At 62.7% G+C, this 15,050-nt stretch carries 14 protein-coding genes; 4 read left to right on the plus strand and 10 right to left on the minus strand.

All coding sequences use genetic code 11. The annotated features are described in order from the left end of the window. The 4 genes from ADADOO_RS08890 to ADADOO_RS08905 all read left to right on the plus strand — a co-directional run. Positions 1-413, plus strand: a 413-nt coding sequence (locus ADADOO_RS08890) for a thiamine phosphate synthase (RefSeq protein WP_511276829.1), incomplete at its 5' end; no start/stop codon positions are given. After that, positions 410-1,693, plus strand: coding sequence for a glutamate-1-semialdehyde 2,1-aminomutase (hemL, locus tag ADADOO_RS08895; protein WP_511276831.1), 1,284 nt, complete (start codon positions 410-412; stop codon positions 1,691-1,693). The genes ADADOO_RS08890 and hemL, both read left to right, overlap by 4 nt. After that, positions 1,690-2,028: a quaternary ammonium compound efflux SMR transporter SugE gene (sugE, locus tag ADADOO_RS08900; protein ID WP_511276833.1), complete on the plus strand. Its 339-nt coding sequence runs from the start codon at positions 1,690-1,692 to the stop codon at positions 2,026-2,028. The genes hemL and sugE overlap by 4 nt, the downstream gene beginning before the upstream one ends. Positions 2,029-2,089: 61 nt before the next feature. Continuing rightward, positions 2,090-4,297: an SLC26A/SulP transporter family protein gene (locus ADADOO_RS08905; protein ID WP_511276835.1), complete on the plus strand. Its 2,208-nt coding sequence runs from the start codon at positions 2,090-2,092 to the stop codon at positions 4,295-4,297. 388 nt (positions 4,298-4,685) lie between these two features. Here the strand turns inward: ADADOO_RS08905 and mgtE are convergent, their stop codons facing one another. The 10 genes from mgtE to ADADOO_RS08955 form a co-directional block, all read right to left on the minus strand. Further along, on the minus strand, positions 4,686-6,128 hold the full coding sequence (gene mgtE / locus ADADOO_RS08910; RefSeq protein WP_511276837.1) for a magnesium transporter: 1,443 nt from the start codon (positions 6,126-6,128) through the stop codon (positions 4,686-4,688). A gap of 94 nt (positions 6,129-6,222) precedes the next feature. Next, positions 6,223-6,918, minus strand: a complete 696-nt coding sequence (gene mtgA, locus ADADOO_RS08915) for a monofunctional biosynthetic peptidoglycan transglycosylase (protein WP_511276839.1) — start codon at positions 6,916-6,918, stop codon at positions 6,223-6,225. Continuing rightward, the gene (gene aroE / locus ADADOO_RS08920) at positions 6,915-7,766 is read right to left on the minus strand and encodes a shikimate dehydrogenase (protein WP_511276840.1); all 852 of its coding nucleotides are present in this window, start codon (positions 7,764-7,766) and stop codon (positions 6,915-6,917) included. The genes mtgA and aroE overlap by 4 nt, the downstream gene beginning before the upstream one ends. Beyond that, positions 7,763-8,602, minus strand: a complete 840-nt coding sequence (locus tag ADADOO_RS08925) for an energy transducer TonB (protein ID WP_511276842.1) — start codon at positions 8,600-8,602, stop codon at positions 7,763-7,765. The genes aroE and ADADOO_RS08925 overlap by 4 nt, the downstream gene beginning before the upstream one ends. A gap of 53 nt (positions 8,603-8,655) precedes the next feature. Beyond that, a complete protein-coding gene (locus ADADOO_RS08930; RefSeq protein ID WP_511276844.1) occupies positions 8,656-10,557 on the minus strand; it encodes a ribonuclease catalytic domain-containing protein in 1,902 nt (633 codons plus the stop codon). 7 nt (positions 10,558-10,564) lie between these two features. Continuing rightward, the gene (locus ADADOO_RS08935) at positions 10,565-11,134 is read right to left on the minus strand and encodes a YqiA/YcfP family alpha/beta fold hydrolase (protein WP_511276845.1); all 570 of its coding nucleotides are present in this window, start codon (positions 11,132-11,134) and stop codon (positions 10,565-10,567) included. Further along, complete coding sequence (locus ADADOO_RS08940; protein ID WP_511276847.1) at positions 11,119-11,943, minus strand: undecaprenyl-diphosphate phosphatase; 825 nt, start codon at positions 11,941-11,943, stop codon at positions 11,119-11,121. The genes ADADOO_RS08935 and ADADOO_RS08940 overlap by 16 nt, the downstream gene beginning before the upstream one ends. Before the next feature lie 466 nt (positions 11,944-12,409). Further along, positions 12,410-12,949, minus strand: a complete 540-nt coding sequence (locus ADADOO_RS08945) for a Spy/CpxP family protein refolding chaperone (protein WP_511276849.1) — start codon at positions 12,947-12,949, stop codon at positions 12,410-12,412. Between the two features lie 176 nt (positions 12,950-13,125). Beyond that, positions 13,126-14,334 (minus strand): ABC transporter permease, encoded by a 1,209-nt coding sequence (locus ADADOO_RS08950; RefSeq protein WP_511276851.1) that lies wholly within the window; start codon positions 14,332-14,334, stop codon positions 13,126-13,128. After that, the gene (locus ADADOO_RS08955) at positions 14,331-15,029 is read right to left on the minus strand and encodes an ABC transporter ATP-binding protein (protein ID WP_511276852.1); all 699 of its coding nucleotides are present in this window, start codon (positions 15,027-15,029) and stop codon (positions 14,331-14,333) included. Before ADADOO_RS08955 ends, ADADOO_RS08950 begins: the two co-directional genes overlap by 4 nt. Positions 15,030-15,050 lie beyond the last annotated feature (21 nt).

Consider the following 15,050-nt stretch of genomic DNA (forward strand, 5'->3'; position numbering starts at 1 on the left):
TGACCGTTCTCGTCGGAGCCGACGGCGTGCATCTCGGCAAGGATGACGGCAACCTGATGGTGGCTCGCGCCCTGCTCGGACCGCACCGTATTCTCGGTGCTTCGTGCTACGCCGACTTCACTGCCGCACAGGGGGCCGACGCAGCCGGTGTCGATTACGTTGCCTTCGGTGCCGTCTATCCGTCACCGACCAAACCGAACGCGTCGCTCGCCTCCGGCGATTTGTTTTTTGCCGCAAAAACCCGGTTGACCGTAGCAAGCTGCGCCATCGGCGGCATCACGCTGGCCAACGCGGCGCCGCTCATCGCTGCCGGCGCCGACCTGCTCGCCGTCATCACCGACCTGTTCAGCGCGCCCGACATCGCGGCGCGCGCTGCCGCCTACCAACGTCTTTTCGAGGAGCACTCCGCATGACCTCTCGCAACCAGCAACTGTTCGAACGCGCCCAACGCCACATTCCGGGCGGCGTCAATTCGCCGGTGCGCGCCTTCCGCTCGGTCGGCGGCACGCCCTGTTTCTTCCAGAAGGGCGTCGGCGCCAAGGTTCAGGATGCCGACGGCAAGTGGTACACCGATTACGTCGGTTCGTGGGGCCCGATGATCCTCGGCCACGCCCACCCGAAGGTTATCGCTGCTGTGCAGGCCGCCGTCGTCGATGGCCTGTCCTTTGGCGCGCCGACCGAGAAGGAAGTCGACATCGCCGACCTGCTCTGCGAACTGGTACCGTCGATGGACATGGTGCGTCTGGTTTCCTCGGGCACCGAGGCGACGATGAGCGCCATCCGTCTGGCCCGTGGTTACACCGGCCGCGACCTCCTGATCAAGTTTGAAGGCTGCTACCACGGCCATTCCGACGGCCTGCTCGTCAAGGCCGGCTCCGGCCTGCTGACCTTCGGCAACCCGTCATCGAGCGGCGTCCCGGCCGGCGTGGCCGAAAACACCATGGTCCTCACCTACAACGATCCGCAGGAACTGGCCGATGCTTTCGCCAAGCATGGCGACAAGATCGCCGCCGTCATCGTCGAACCAGTCGTCGGCAACATGAACCTGATCGCTCCGACCCCAGCCTTCCTGAACGCCATGCGCGAGCTGTGCACGAAGAACGGCTCGGTGCTCATTTTTGACGAGGTGATGACCGGCTTCCGCGTCGGCCTGAAAAGCGCCCAGGGCCTGTTCGGCATCACGCCGGACCTGTCCACTTTCGGCAAGGTGGTCGGCGGCGGCATGCCGCTCGGCGCCTTTGGCGGCAAGCGCGAAATCATGGAACAGATCGCCCCGCTTGGTCCGGTCTATCAGGCCGGCACCCTGTCCGGCAACCCGATCGCCACGGCAGCCGGTCTGGCTACGTTGAAGCTCATCCAGGCGCCCGGTTTCTACGAAGCCCTGACCGCCAAGACCAAGGCCCTGTGCGACGGCCTGGTCGCCGCCGCGAAAAAACACGGCGTCGCGTTCTCCGCCCAGAACATCGGCGGCATGTTCGGCCTCTATTTCGCCGAAAAATGCCCGGGCACCTACGACGAAGTGCTGGCCTGCGACAAGGAAGCCTTCAACCGCTTCTTCCACGCCATGCTCGACGCCGGCCACTACTTTGCGCCGTCGGCCTTCGAAGCCGGCTTCGTTTCGGCTGCCCATTCCGACGCCGACATCGCGGCCACCATCGCCGCTGCCGACGCCTGGTTTGCCACGCAGAAGTGAATTCCGGTTCCGCCTGGCTGATCCTCTTCGTCGCCGGCCTCTGCGAGGTCGGCTGGGCGGTCGGCCTGAAATACACCGAGGGTTTCAGCCGCCTGTGGCCATCGGCCGCGACGCTGGTGGCGATGACGGCCAGCGTCGCCCTGCTCGGCTGGTCGCTCAAAGTCCTGCCACTCGGCACGGCCTACGCGGTGTGGACGGGCATCGGCGCCGTCGGCACCGCGATCCTCGGCATGCTCCTGTTCGGCGAGTCGCGCGAGGTACTGCGCTTCGTCTGCATCGGCCTGATTGTCGCCGGCATCGTCGGCCTCAAGCTGGTCACGCCGGAAGGGCTTTAAGCTCGCCGACGAAAAAAGCGCAGTAAGATTCCCGCAATAAAAACACAGGGGGAGCGGCGCCATGCAGGATGTCTTCAAAAAGCTCTATCAGAGCGGCGACTTCTGGGGCGGCCTGGCCGCCATGCTGGTGGCCTTGCCTGCCGCCATCGCTTTCGGCGTCACCATCTATTCGGCCATTGCGCCCAGCCACGCGGCGCTGGGCGCCCTGGCCGGAATCATTGGTGCCGCCGTGATCGGCCTGATTACCTCCATTCTCGGCGGCACCGACCGTCTGATCAGCGCCCCCTGTGCCCCGGCCGCAGCGCTGCTCTCGGCTTTCGCCATCGAACTGGTCGGCCAGGGCGTGCCGGGCGGCAACGTCATTCTGATGCTGCTCATGCTCGGCGTGCTGGCCGGACTATTCCAGCTCCTTTTCGGCTTCGTCGGCATCGGCCGCCTGATCAAATACATCCCCTACCCGGTGGTCAGCGGCTATCTGACCGGGGTCGGCCTGCTCATCATCGGCAGCCAGGTCGGCAAACTGCTTGGCACGCCGACCGCCACCCGCTGGTTCGAGGCCGTATACACCCCCGCCCTGTGGGACTGGCGGGCCCTGGCCGTCGGCCTCACGACCATGCTCGTCATGTCGCTGAGCCCCGGCCTGACCCAACGCCTGCCCGGCACCATCCTCGGCATTGCTGCCGGCATTGCCTGCTATTTCGGCCTGGCGTGGCAAGATGAAAGCCTGCTCCACCTCGCCGCCAATAACCTCATCATCGGCCCGCTCGGCGCCAGCGGCGAAGGCTACATCCAGTCGATCACCGGCCGCTGGCACGAGATCGGCGATCTGCGTCTCGGCCAGGTCGCCGCCCTGCTCGGCAACGCCCTAACCCTGGCCGTGCTGCTCTCGATCGACACCCTGAAAACCTGCGTCGTCCTCGACCAATTGACGCGCTCACAACACCATCCGAACCGCGAACTGATCGCTCAGGGAATCGCCAATATCGCCTCCTCGTCGGTCGGCGGCATTCCTGGGGCCGGCACCATGGGCGCCACCCTGGTCAATCTATCGAGCGGTGCGATGACCCGCGCATCAGGGCTGGTCGAGGGCGTCTCCGCCCTCGTTTTCGCGCTGCTCCTGAGCAGTTTTATCGCCTGGATTCCGGTTGCCGCACTGGCTGGCATCCTGATCGTCGTCGGCATCCGGATGATCGACCGTGGACCGCTGCGCTTCGTCCAGTCGTCGGCCACCGTTTTCGATTTCGGCGTCGTCGTCACCGTCGTCGTCGTCGCCCTGACCGTCGGCCTGATTGCCGCCTCGGCAGCTGGCGTCGCGCTGGCCATCATCCTTTTCCTGCGCGAACAGATTGGCGGCTCGGTTGTTCGCCATAAGTTCTACGTCAATCAGATGTCCTCAAGCTGGCATCGCCCCGAAGCCGAAACGCGTGTTCTCGAAAAAAAGGGCGACCAAGCGGTCATTTTCGAATTGCAGGGCAGCCTGTTCTTTGGCACCACCCAACAGCTTTACAGCCAACTGGAGCCGGAGCTGAAGAGCCGAAATTTCGTCATCCTCGACATGAAACGGATCCAGTCCGTCGATGTGACTGCCGCCCATCTGCTCAGTCAGGTTCGCGATTCACTGGCCGAACGCGGCGCCCTGTTACTGCTCTCCAATGTCCGGGAAAATCTGCCGAACAATCGTAATCTGCGCGAGTTCCTGGCCCAAACCGGCGTCACCGACAATCCGGAAAGCGTCCGCCTGTTTAGCGAACTGGACAGCGCCATCGAATGGGTGGAAGACCGTCTGCTCGGCGAGCGGGAACAAAACAGCCCGGAAACCGAGACCGCACTGGAGCTGCAGGAGATGGAGCTGTTCAAACATCGCAAGGACGAAACCTTGGCCGACCTGGAAAAACGGCTGGTCAAACGCCGCTATGCCGCTGGCGATGTCATCTATTCGCAGGGCGAGCCGGGCGACGCGATTTATTTGATCCGGCGCGGCGCGGTGAAGATTTTTGCCCCGCTCGGCGGCGGCCGCACCCGCCATGTCGCCACCTTTGGTCGTGGCGATTTCTTCGGCGGCCTCGCTTTCCTCGATGGCTTGCCGCGTGGCGATGACGCCATCGCCGCTGGCGACACGGAATTTTTCGTCCTCTCCGAGGACGAATTCAACACGATCTCCGAGGAACACAAGAAACTGGCGCTGACCCTGCTCCAGGCGCTGGCCCGTTCGCTTGCCCTGCGCCTGCGCCACGCCGACAACGAGAACGCCATGTTGCAGGAGTATTGATTAAACCTAGCCTGAATGTTGCACAAATTTTGACCCGAACCACCTCCGCGCTCCGTAGCCCATTTTTTCGATTTTGAGGCAATAGCTCCCCCCTCCCCCACGGGCGGGGTGATGCGTGTGAAGTCGTTGATGAGCGGGGTGGGTGGCCGCGTTTCGTGGGCCAGACGTGACGGGTTCATGGCGAAGCGGGCATGGGGCGCTGTCACCCATTGGGTGAATCACAGCGAAGGCACAAACGCCAGCTTTCATGCGGCTCGCAAAGAATGGATAAGCGGTCAACTGCGGTTTCTAGGTTAAAGGAACGTGACCGCCGATTCAGCCCGCTACGGGGCCGCCACGGTCAACCGGAAAAAATGGCCAATATTAAAATGGCCGGCCGACCCCGAAATCACATGAGCAGCAGCGTGGCCAAGCCGAGGAAGATGAAGAATCCGCCGGAATCGGTCAGTGCGGTGATCATCACCGAACCGCCCACCGCCGGGTCAGCGCCGAACTTCTGGCGCAACAGCGGAATGCCAACGCCGGCCGAGGCCGCCAGCAAGAGGTTCAGCGTCATCGCCGAGGTCATCACCAGACCGAGCTTGACGCTGCCGTAGAGCCACCACGCGGCGATGCCGAGCAGGCTGCCCCAGATCAGGCCGTTGATCGTCGCCACGCCGAGTTCCTTGCGCAGCAGGCGGCGCATGGCGTCGGGCTGGACCTGGCCCATGGCGATGGCGCGGACGATCATGGTGATCGTCTGGTTGCCGGAATTGCCACCGATGCCAGCGACAATCGGCATCAGGGCGGCAAGTGCCACCAGTTTCTCGATGGAATCCTCAAAGGCGCCAATCACCCGCGAGGCAACAAAAGCCGTCACCAGATTGACCGCCAGCCAGGCCCAACGGTTTTTCACCGAGTCCCATACCGAGGCGAAAATGTCTTCTTCCTCGCGCAGACCGGCCTGAGCCAGTTGTTCGTGCTCGGCTTCTTCGCGGATGTAGTCGACGACCTCATTAACGGTCACGCGGCCGACGAGCCTGCCGTCCGGGTCGAGCACCGGAGCCGAGACGAGGTCATAGCGCTCGAAAGCCTTGGCGGCCTCTTCGGCGAGGTCGTCAGGCTCGAACTCGACGAAAGCGGTCTGCATCAGCGTACCGACTTCGACGTCGACCTCATTGACCAGCAGAATGTTGAGCGGCAGCACGCCTTTCAGGCGCTCATCGCGATCGACGACGAAAAGCTGATCAGTATGGTCGGGAAGTTCGTCGAAACGGCGCAGATAGCGCAGCACCACTTCGAGCGAGACATCCTCGCGCACGGTGACCATGTCGAAATCCATGATCGAACCGACCGACTCTTCGGGGTAGGACATCGCGGCGCGCAACTGCTCGCGCTCGGCGATGGTCAGGCCGCGGAATACATCATCGATAACGCCTTGCGGCAAATCGGGCGCGAGGTCGGCCAGTTCATCGGCATCGAGCGTTTCGGCGGCAGCGACCAATTCGGTCCGCTCCATCGAATCGATCAGGGTTTCCCGAACAGCATCCGAAACTTCGAGCAGGATTTCGCCTTCGAGCTCCGGATTGACCAGTTCCCAGACAATCAGGCGCTCGTCCTGCGGCAAAGCCTCGAGGATGTAGGCGATGTCGGCCGGATGCATCGGCTCCAACCTGGCCCGCAGCGAATTCAAGTGCTGCTTGTGGACAATGTCCTCGACCAGATCGTGGTGCGGACCTTCCTGCCGGCGTACCAGCTCTTCAACCAGCTTGTGCCGGACGAGCAGGGTCTGCACCTCGGCGAGGCGCTCCTGCAAGTCTTCGGTATCGGTCAGCTGGGCTTCTTCGCTCATGGTGCGGCGCCGCAAAAGGTAGGGCATTTTAGCATCGGGCGAAGAGCCGGGTTCCGACAAAATTACGGCGGGAAACCCTTATCCCGGCAATCGTTCACGGCACTTCGGCGCCCGGCATACGGGCCAGAATAATCGCCGTCTTGCGCCCCAATCCGGGGGCATTGCGATTGCGGTCGTAGTAGCGCGGATTCGGTACCATGCCGGCCAGCCGCGCCGCCTGTTCCGGCCCGAGCTGGGCGGCGCTGGTGTTGTAGTAATGGCGGGCCGCCGCCTCGGCACCAAAAACACCGTTGCCCCATTCGATCACGTTGAGATAAACCTCGAGAATCCGCCGCTTGCTCCACAGGTTTTCCAGCATCAACGTAATGATCGCCTCTTCGGCCTTGCGGAAATACGACTTGGTCGGCGTCAGGAACAGGTTTTTAGCCAGTTGCTGGCTGATGGTCGAGCCGCCGGCCGCGAAACGCCCTCGCTTCTGGTTCTTTTCGAGCGCCTTCTGCATGCCTTCCCAGTCGAAGCCTTCATGGTCGACGAACTTGGCATCCTCGGCGGAGATGATGGCGCGCTTGAGATGAATTGAAATCCGCGCGTAGGGCACCCATTGCTTTTTAAGTTGGGCATCGGGCAGCTTCTGGTGCAATTCGGTCAGACGAATTTCCATGAAACGGGTTTCGCCGGGGTTCATCCACCCCCAAAGCAACACCCAGCCAAGGAGCCACAACTGCCAGATCAGGAACAATCCGAGCATGCCCAGCACAGCCCATTTCAACCAACGGCCAACGATTTTCATGCGGCCAGTTTGGCTCTCAGGTCGGCCAACACCTGAGCGGTGGCCGGGCGCACGCCGCGCCAGACGAAAAAAGCTTCAGCTGCCTGCTCGACCAGCATGCCGAGCCCATCCGCGCGCATTGCTGCACCCTGCACGCGGGCCAGTGCCAGAAAAGGCGTTTCGCCTTGGCCGTACATCATGTCGTAGGCCAGACTGCCCGGCGCAAAGATTCCCGGCGGCAAGGGCAGGCTTTCACCGGAAAGGCTGGCTGAAGTGGCGTTGATAATCAGATCGAAGCTGTTGTCGGCGGTTTTTGCGAAATTTCCCCCGTTGACCGCGCCCCGCAGGAACTCCCCTTGGGGGATAGCCCTGTCCGAAAACGCCTTTGCCAGCAAAACGGCCTTGTCAGCGCTGCGATTGGCGATAAACAGCGACGCCGGCTGTTCAGCCAGCAGCGGCGCGATAACCCCGCGCGAGGCACCGCCGGCGCCGAGCAGAAGAATGCGCTTGCCGGCCAGCGAAAAACCGAGGTTGTGCGTCATGTCGCGAACCAACCCGGCGCCATCGGTGTTGTCGCCGAAGATTTCGGCACCGTTGAAGGCCAGGGTATTGACCGCCCCGGCTCGCGCCGCGCGCTCGGACAGACGCGTCGCCAGGCGAAACGCCTCCTCCTTGAACGGCACGGTGACATTCGCCCCTTTGCCCCCCGCCGCTACGAATTCGGAAATCGCTTGTTTAAAGCCGTCGACCGCCGCAAGACGCGCTTCGTAGATCACATCCTGCCCACTCGCAGCGGCGAAGGCCGCATGAATGGCCGGCGATTTCGAATGGGCAATCGGATTGCCAAAGACGCAGTAAAGATCACTCATTTGCTGGCCGTATTGAGGGCATCACCCTGCGTGAAATACCAGGTCCGGGCAAAGGAAAGCACGGTCGCCCCACCCAATGCCTGCTGTGGAATGGCACCGAAGGGCGCCGACATCCGGAGGATACGCAGCGCCGCCTGATCAAGAATCTTGTGCCCGGACGAGCGCGAGATCTCGGCGCTGTACAGGCTGCCGTCCTCGGCGCGCAATTCAACGAAAATCACCACCGCGCCGTAGAGCTTGCCGCGCGCTTCTGGCGGATAGTTCAGCGTGCCGATGCGCTCGATTTTCTGTTTCCAGGCATCGAGATAGGCAGCCAGACCATATTCTTCAGTCCGTGCGCCAACAAATTTCTTGCGCGGCCGTTTGCTGTACTCGTCGGCCGTCTTGCTGATCTCGCCCTCGAGACGGGCCATCGCCCGCGCCGACTCGGCGAGGTCCAAGCCACTGACCACGGGCACGACCGGCGATGGCTGCTCGGTGGCCGTATTTGCCGCCGCGACGTTGCGCAGACTCTTCGCCTGCGCCAGCAGCCTTTGCTGGGCTGTTTCGAGTTCCTGGACGCGACGCTGCATCTGCTGAATGGCGTCGCCGTCGTTCTTTTGCGGCGAGGGCGGCAAGGGCGTCTTGGCCCGCCGGTTTTCATCAGTATTACCGCCGCCATCGAGATTGGCCTGAGCTAGCGCCTGAGCATCCGTCGGCTTGCGTGCGGATTTGGCGTTGACCAGGATGATGTCCATGGCCTTTTCACGAAAGGCCTGAGAAGCCTCCGGAAACTGGAAATTCAGGAACAGCAACAAGCCATGAAAAAGGACGGAGATGCCCAGTGCGAGCCACAAGCGGCGATCTTGCTTCGCCGCGCGGGCTGCGCGCAGGGACGGTCTCTTCTTTTTCACTGCTCCTCACTCTCCGTGGCGTCGGCCAAATTGTTCTCGCCAAGCAGGCTCACGAAGCGGCAGCTAACTTCCGGCGCCAGCAGATCAAGACTCTCAATGGCCAGACGCACACGCTGGCCGGCCACCAGATCGGCCGGCAAGGATGGCACGCGGAGCAATAAGGGCAAATGGTCGAGCTTGACGCTCTGCTCACGGCGCACAGTCGCCTCGATTTCAGTCAACCCACGTTGCAGAATCCAGCGCAGACACCAATAACGCTCCATCTGGCGCTGAAAATCGGCATAAGCGGCGTATGTCAGCTCAAAATCGCGCATGGCGCCGAACAACTCGGCCGATTTCTGGGCAAAAGCCGGCGTTTCGCCCTTCAAACAGGCAATCAACTGCCATTGGTTGACCATATCGCAGTAACGACGCAGCGGCGAGGTCATCCAGGCGTATTGCGGCACGCCGAGACCTTCGTGCGGCAGCGGCGAGGTCGTCATGCGCACCTTGCCCTGCGTCTGCGCCCGGTACAGGCAGGCGACGTTCTTCTCGGCGAGCAGGCCGCCCCAGGTCGAGTTGGCGACGATCATGAGCTCGGCGACCAGCTTGTCGAGCGGACTGCCGCGCTTGCGTTCGGAAATTTCGACGGTGCAGCTATCCGGATCGGCCAGGTCGCCGCCGATTTCAAAGTTGTAGTCGTTGATGCCCTGCATCGCCGACGGCTTGCCCCGGCGGCCTTCGCAGGCGTTGGCGAAATGCCAGAGGTGCACCAGTTCGTCCTTGAACGGCTGGTCGGGCAGCGGGCCGTTGATCGTTTCGGCGTTGAACCACGGCTCGATTTCGTGGTGGCGCAGGTTGGCGGCGATGTGCACCATTTCCAGCCGCGACTCGTGGCTCAGTATTTCCAGCGAGTCATTGACCGTCAGGTAGAGCGAGACGGCCGGGCAATCGACGCCTCCGGCCAGCGTGTAGTTCTGGACCACGGCATCGGGCAGCATGGTGATCTTGTTGCCCGGCATGTAGACCGTGGACAGCCGGGCGCGGGCGATGCCGTCGAGCGGCGAGCCGTGCGCGATGGCCAGACCCGGCGCGGCAATGTGGATGCCGATGCGCGAACCGATGCCGGGCAGCCGGACGACCGACAGCGCGTCGTCGATTTCGGTGGTGTTGGCGTCGTCGATCGAGAAAGCGCGGACGTCGGCCTTCGGCAGATCGCGCGGCAACTTCGGCGCCTCAAGCAGCGGAAAGGCGACGCCTTTCGGGAACTGTTCGTGCAGGAAACGCCGGTAATGCAGGAAGTAGGGCGACTTGATGGCGCCGCACTTGAAGAGCATTTGCGCCGCCGTCAGGCCGGTTTCGGCACAGGCCGTCTCGAAGGCTTTGGTTTCCGGTTTGTTGCGGTCCGGGGCGTAAAGCAGGGCATCGGTCAGCGCGCCGATTTCCGGCGGCAGGCGGAATTCCTTCAGCTCGCCGATCCAGCCTTCCATCGCGAGCGCTTGCTGACGCTTTTTTTCAAGACTGGCCAGAGCAGCTGCGAGAATGTCGGCAGGCGCCTTGCGGAAGCGACCCTTGCCTTTGCGGTGGAAATAGACGGGCGCGGCGTGCACGGCAAGCAGCACCGCCGTCGCTTCGAGCGGGCTGGGCTCGTGTCCGTAGTAATCACGGGCAAAATCAAGAAACGAAAATTCGCCATCGTTGACGCACTCCCAGAGGAATTCTGCTTCGATCTCTTCGGCCAGCGGTGTCGCCTGATCGAGCAAGGCAGCCGCCGACGGTTTCTCGAAACGCAGCAACACCGTTGCGGCCTTGATCTTGCTGCGCTTGCCGCTCGGCATTTCGACCTGCAACGAGCTGTCGTTGTCGGCCATGATGCTGCCGGCCTTGAAGCCGCCATCTTCTTCAAACAATACATTCATCGACGGATTATAGCCCAGCGTATTCAATGATTTGCGGCACGAAGCCGGGAAATTGCGTGAAGCCGTGGTCACCGCCCGGCAACACCGTTTGCCGGCAGCCGGCGTAGAAATCCACGGCCTGCCGGTAATCCAGCACCTCGTCGCCGGTTTCGGCGAGCAGCCAGTAGCGCGCCGGCGTCGGCTGGCGCACTTGCGCTTTGAGCTGCGCGGCATGCGCTTCGGTGAAGGTGAAACGCTCGCCGGTATGGAAATTGGCGTGATCGCCGACGAAATTGGCCAGATTTATCCGGTCGACCGTAGCGGGATTGATCAGAACCGCGTTCAAGCCGTGCTTTTCCGCCAGATGGTTGGCGTAATGCCCGCCGAGCGAACTGCCGATCAAGGTGACCGGCCCGCCGGCCTGTTCGATCAGGCGGCTGACACTGGCCACTGCTTCATCGGGCACCGGCGACAGTTGCGGGCAGACAAACTGCGCGGCCAGCCCGCGCCGCGCCATCTCCTCGGCCAGCAACTTTGATTTCCACGAGGCCGGCGAGGAGCAGAAGCCGTGCAGGTAAAGGATCAGCCCGCGGTCCATTGCACCCAGCCGAAGTGGGCGGTCAGCAGGACGACAATGCCGAAGACGATGCGATACCACGCGAAGGGCGTGAAATCGTGGCTGGAAATGAAACGCAGCAGCCAGCGCACGCACAGAAAGGCCGAAATGAAAGCGGAAACGAAGCCGACGGCCCACATGCCAATATCGTCGGCGTTGAGCAGGGCGCGTTCCTTGTAGAGCTGATAGACGGTGGCCGCGCCGAGCGTCGGGATGGCGAGGAAGAAGGAAAACTCGGTCGCCGCCTTGCGCGACAAGCCAAAAAGCAAGCCGCCGATGATTGTCGAGCCGGACCGCGAGGTGCCGGGAATCAGCGCCACGGCCTGGGCGAAGCCCATTTTCAGGGCGTCGAGCAGGGTCATTTCCTCGACCGTCTGGACGCGGATGGTGTGCTCGCGCTTCTCCGCCCACAGAATGACGAAGGCGCCGACAATGAAGCTGGTGGCCACGGCAATCGGGTTGAACAGGTGGGCCTTGATCGCCTTGCCGAAGGTCAGCCCGAGGATGGCTAGCGGCAGGAAGGCGACGAACAGGTTGAGGATGAATTTTTGCGCCGCCTTGTCGCTGAAGGCGCCGCGCGCCACGACGAGCAGCCGCTCGCGATACTCCCAGACGACGGCCAGAATGGCGCCGGACTGGATGACAATCTCGAACAACTTGCCGCGATCATCGTTGAAATCCAGCAGATCGCCGGCCAGGATCAGGTGGCCGGTCGAGGAAATCGGCAGGAATTCGGTCAGCCCTTCGACGATGCCGAGAATGAGGGCTTTAAGGAGAAGAATCGGGTCCATGGCGTGCAGCCTGCGCTTTTAGCAAGTTGGGGAGGCCGCATTCTACTATCCCGGCTGTGTCAGAACTTCGAGTTCGGCTAGCCAGTTGAGCGCATGCTCGCGGGATAAGCCGCACATCTCGACCGACGGTTGCAGGCCAGCGCAGCAATCCGGCCGCTCCGGGCTAGCGAAAATCAGGCAACGAAATTCGCCATCGAGATGCCGGCAGGGCACCCCCGCCGCCTTGTTCAGCGAACTGATCGACGGCGCAATGCAACAGGCGCCGCAATTGGGGCGGCAGGCCATCGGTAACGGAACGGAGGAGCTGGGCTTTTCGGACATGCCCGATTGTCGCAGATTCGGCTTTTCCGTTTGGCGCCGATGACTTCCACACCCCAAGAGTGCTTCCTTCGGGGCGCGGTCAACCGGAAAAATCAGCAAAAAATGAAATGGGGGCCATCGGCCCCCAAGTGTCAAAAAAACCGAATTAACGACCGGCCGGTTTGGCAGTATCAGCCGCCGCGCCGCGCGGACCATCGCCACGGCCGCGCGGCCCGCGCTCGGTCGGCTTCATTTCAGCCAGTTGCTTGCGTTGCTCCGGCGTCAGCACCTCGAATACCTGACGATCGGCCTTGGCCCGCGCCAGGGTCATTTCCGACATCGCCTTCGCTGCCTCGTCGGCCAGACCGCGCGCCTTGGCTTCGCTGTAATCCGGCGCCGAAGTCAGCGCCCGCAGATCAGTCTCAGCCTTGCGCAGGGCCTTGGCCTTGTCGCGCATTACCGGCGCCTGGGCATGCATGATCTCGAAAACCTTGTCCTGCTGCGCCTCGGTCAGATTCAAGGTACGCAGATGCGGCGGCATCATGTTGCCACCCATCATGTGGTGGCCCAACCCGCCAAGCGCCTCCATTCCACAGCCGTCATGACTGCCGTGACCGCCAAAGGCCGCGGCAGAAAGCGGAATGGCCAAAGCCACGCTGGCGGCAATCAGGAAACGTTTGATATTGGTGTTGGGGGTAGTTTTCATCTCTTCATCCTCTTGTTCAAATTAGCCGGCCCAAGCGGGCCTGGCGACAGGACGAATACTCCCCCGAGAGCCTGTAAAGGTGGGTGACAGGGCTGTAAATGAAAGTAAATGGCGTAAGCGGATGAAAAGCGCGCTTGCTACGGTCAACCGGAAAAAACGGCCAAAATTGAAATTCCTCACTCATGCCGCAGCGCCTCGATCGGATCAAGTTGCGCCGCCCGGCGCGCCGGCACGTAGCCGAAAATCACCCCGATCGCTGCCGAGAAGCCAAACGCCGTCAGGTTGATGGCCGGGTTGAACATAAACGGTATGTGCATCAGCGACGACAGTCCGAGGCAGGAGACAAAGGCCAGCGCCACGCCGACCAGCCCACCTAAGGCGGAGAGCACCACGGCTTCGATCAGGAATTGCCAAAGCACCTCGTTTTCCAGCGCCCCGATGGCCAGCCGGATGCCAATTTCCCGCGTCCGTTCGGTGACCGACACGAGCATGATGTTCATGATACCGATGCCGCCGACGAGCAGGCTGACGGCGGCCACCGCACCGAGCAGCGCGGTCATCGTGCCGATGGTGCCGGAGAGCGTTTCGGCGATCTGCTTGGTGTCCATCACGTTGAAATTGTCGTCGGCGTTCTCGGCCAGCTTGCGCCGTTCGCGCAGCAGGCTGCGCAGCTGGGCGATGGCGACGGTCGCGTCGGTGCCGTCCTTGAGCGAGACCATGACATTGCCGATATCGAGCGAGCCGGTCAGCCGGCGTTGCGTCGTGCGCAGCGGCATCAGCACCGTGTCGTCCTGATCCTGGCCCATGCCGCCCTGGCCCTTGGCGACGAGCAGGCCGATCACCTCACAGTCGAAGGTCTTGACGCGGATGCTGCTGCCGACCGGATTACCGGCGCCGAACAGCTCCTTCCTGACGGTATTGCCGATCACGCAAACGGCCTTGCCAGCGCGCTCTTCGTCGTCGGAGAACTGACGCCCGGCGGCGATTTTCCAGTTGCCGGCGATGAAGTAGTCGTTGCTCGTGCCGCTCACCGTCGACGACCAGTTCTGCGTGCCGGCGACCAGCGTTACGGGGCTGCCGACGACGGGCGCCACGGCCTTGAGGCCATTGACCTGTTGCTGGATGGCCTCGATGTCGGCGATCTTGAATTTCGCCGCGCCGGCACTGTCGCGCCCCGGGCCAAGGCGCTGGCCGGGCATGACCATGAGCAGATTGCTGCCGAGGCTGGCAATCTGGTCGGAAACCATCTTCGTGGCGCCGTTGCCCAGCGTCACCATGGTGATCACCGCGCCGACGCCGATGACGATGCCGAGCACGGTCAGAAAGGAGCGCAGCAGGTTGCGGCGTATCTCGCGCAGGGCGAGCAGGAGTGCGTTCAGGATCATGCCGCCTCCGTCGCGCTGTCGCTGTCCACCAGGCCGTCGACAAAATGCACGATGCGCCGCGCGTAGTGCGCCATATCCGGCTCGTGGGTGACCATGATGATGGTGATGCCCTGTTCGCTGTTCAGCCGCCCGAGCAGCTCCATGATCTCGTGGCTGCGCTTGCTGTCGAGGTTGCCGGTCGGCTCGTCGGCGAGCAGCACGAGCGGATTGGTGACGATGGCCCGGGCGATGGCGACACGTTGCTGCTGGCCACCGGAAAGCTCGGCCGGGGTGTGCGTTTCCCAGCCGTCGAGGCCGACCTTGGCGAGGGCGGCGCGGGCCGCAGTGTGGCGCACGTCGGCCGGTTCGCCGCGATAGAGCAGCGGGAGCTCGACGTTCTCCTGCGCCGAGGTTCGCGCCAGCAAATTGAACCCCTGGAAAACGAAGCCGAGACATTGCCGACGCAGCAGCGCCCGCTGGTTGCGGTCGAGCTGCTCGACGTTGATGCCCTGAAAACGGTATTCGCCCGAGGTCGGCGTATCGAGGCAGCCGAGCAAATTCATCGCCGTCGATTTGCCGGAACCGCTCGGCCCCATGACCGCCACGAATTCACCCGCCGCTATGCTCAGATCAACGCCGCCCAGCGCCTGAAACGCGGCCTGTCCCTGACCGTAGGTCTTGGTGATGGCGCGCAGTTCGATCAAGGGCGCGCTCACAGCAAGCTCGCCGGCATTTCG

The organism is Azonexus sp. (genome assembly GCF_036170495.1).
In the GTDB taxonomy this organism is placed as follows: domain Bacteria; phylum Pseudomonadota; class Gammaproteobacteria; order Burkholderiales; family Rhodocyclaceae; genus Azonexus.

Coding starts and splice junctions, on each gene's coding strand:
- ADADOO_RS08950 (WP_511276851.1), bottom strand. CDS start 14,334: ATGATCCTGAACGCACTCCTGCTCGCCCTGCGCGAGATACGCCGCAAC.
- ADADOO_RS08905 (WP_511276835.1), top strand. CDS start 2,090: ATGCAGGATGTCTTCAAAAAGCTCTATCAGAGCGGCGACTTCTGGGGC.
- hemL (WP_511276831.1), top strand. CDS start 410: ATGACCTCTCGCAACCAGCAACTGTTCGAACGCGCCCAACGCCACATT.
- aroE (WP_511276840.1), bottom strand. CDS start 7,766: ATGAGTGATCTTTACTGCGTCTTTGGCAATCCGATTGCCCATTCGAAA.
- mgtE (WP_511276837.1), bottom strand. CDS start 6,128: ATGAGCGAAGAAGCCCAGCTGACCGATACCGAAGACTTGCAGGAGCGC.
- ADADOO_RS08930 (WP_511276844.1), bottom strand. CDS start 10,557: ATGAATGTATTGTTTGAAGAAGATGGCGGCTTCAAGGCCGGCAGCATC.
- ADADOO_RS08935 (WP_511276845.1), bottom strand. CDS start 11,134: ATGGACCGCGGGCTGATCCTTTACCTGCACGGCTTCTGCTCCTCGCCG.
- ADADOO_RS08945 (WP_511276849.1), bottom strand. CDS start 12,949: ATGAAAACTACCCCCAACACCAATATCAAACGTTTCCTGATTGCCGCC.
- mtgA (WP_511276839.1), bottom strand. CDS start 6,918: ATGAAAATCGTTGGCCGTTGGTTGAAATGGGCTGTGCTGGGCATGCTC.
- ADADOO_RS08940 (WP_511276847.1), bottom strand. CDS start 11,943: ATGGACCCGATTCTTCTCCTTAAAGCCCTCATTCTCGGCATCGTCGAA.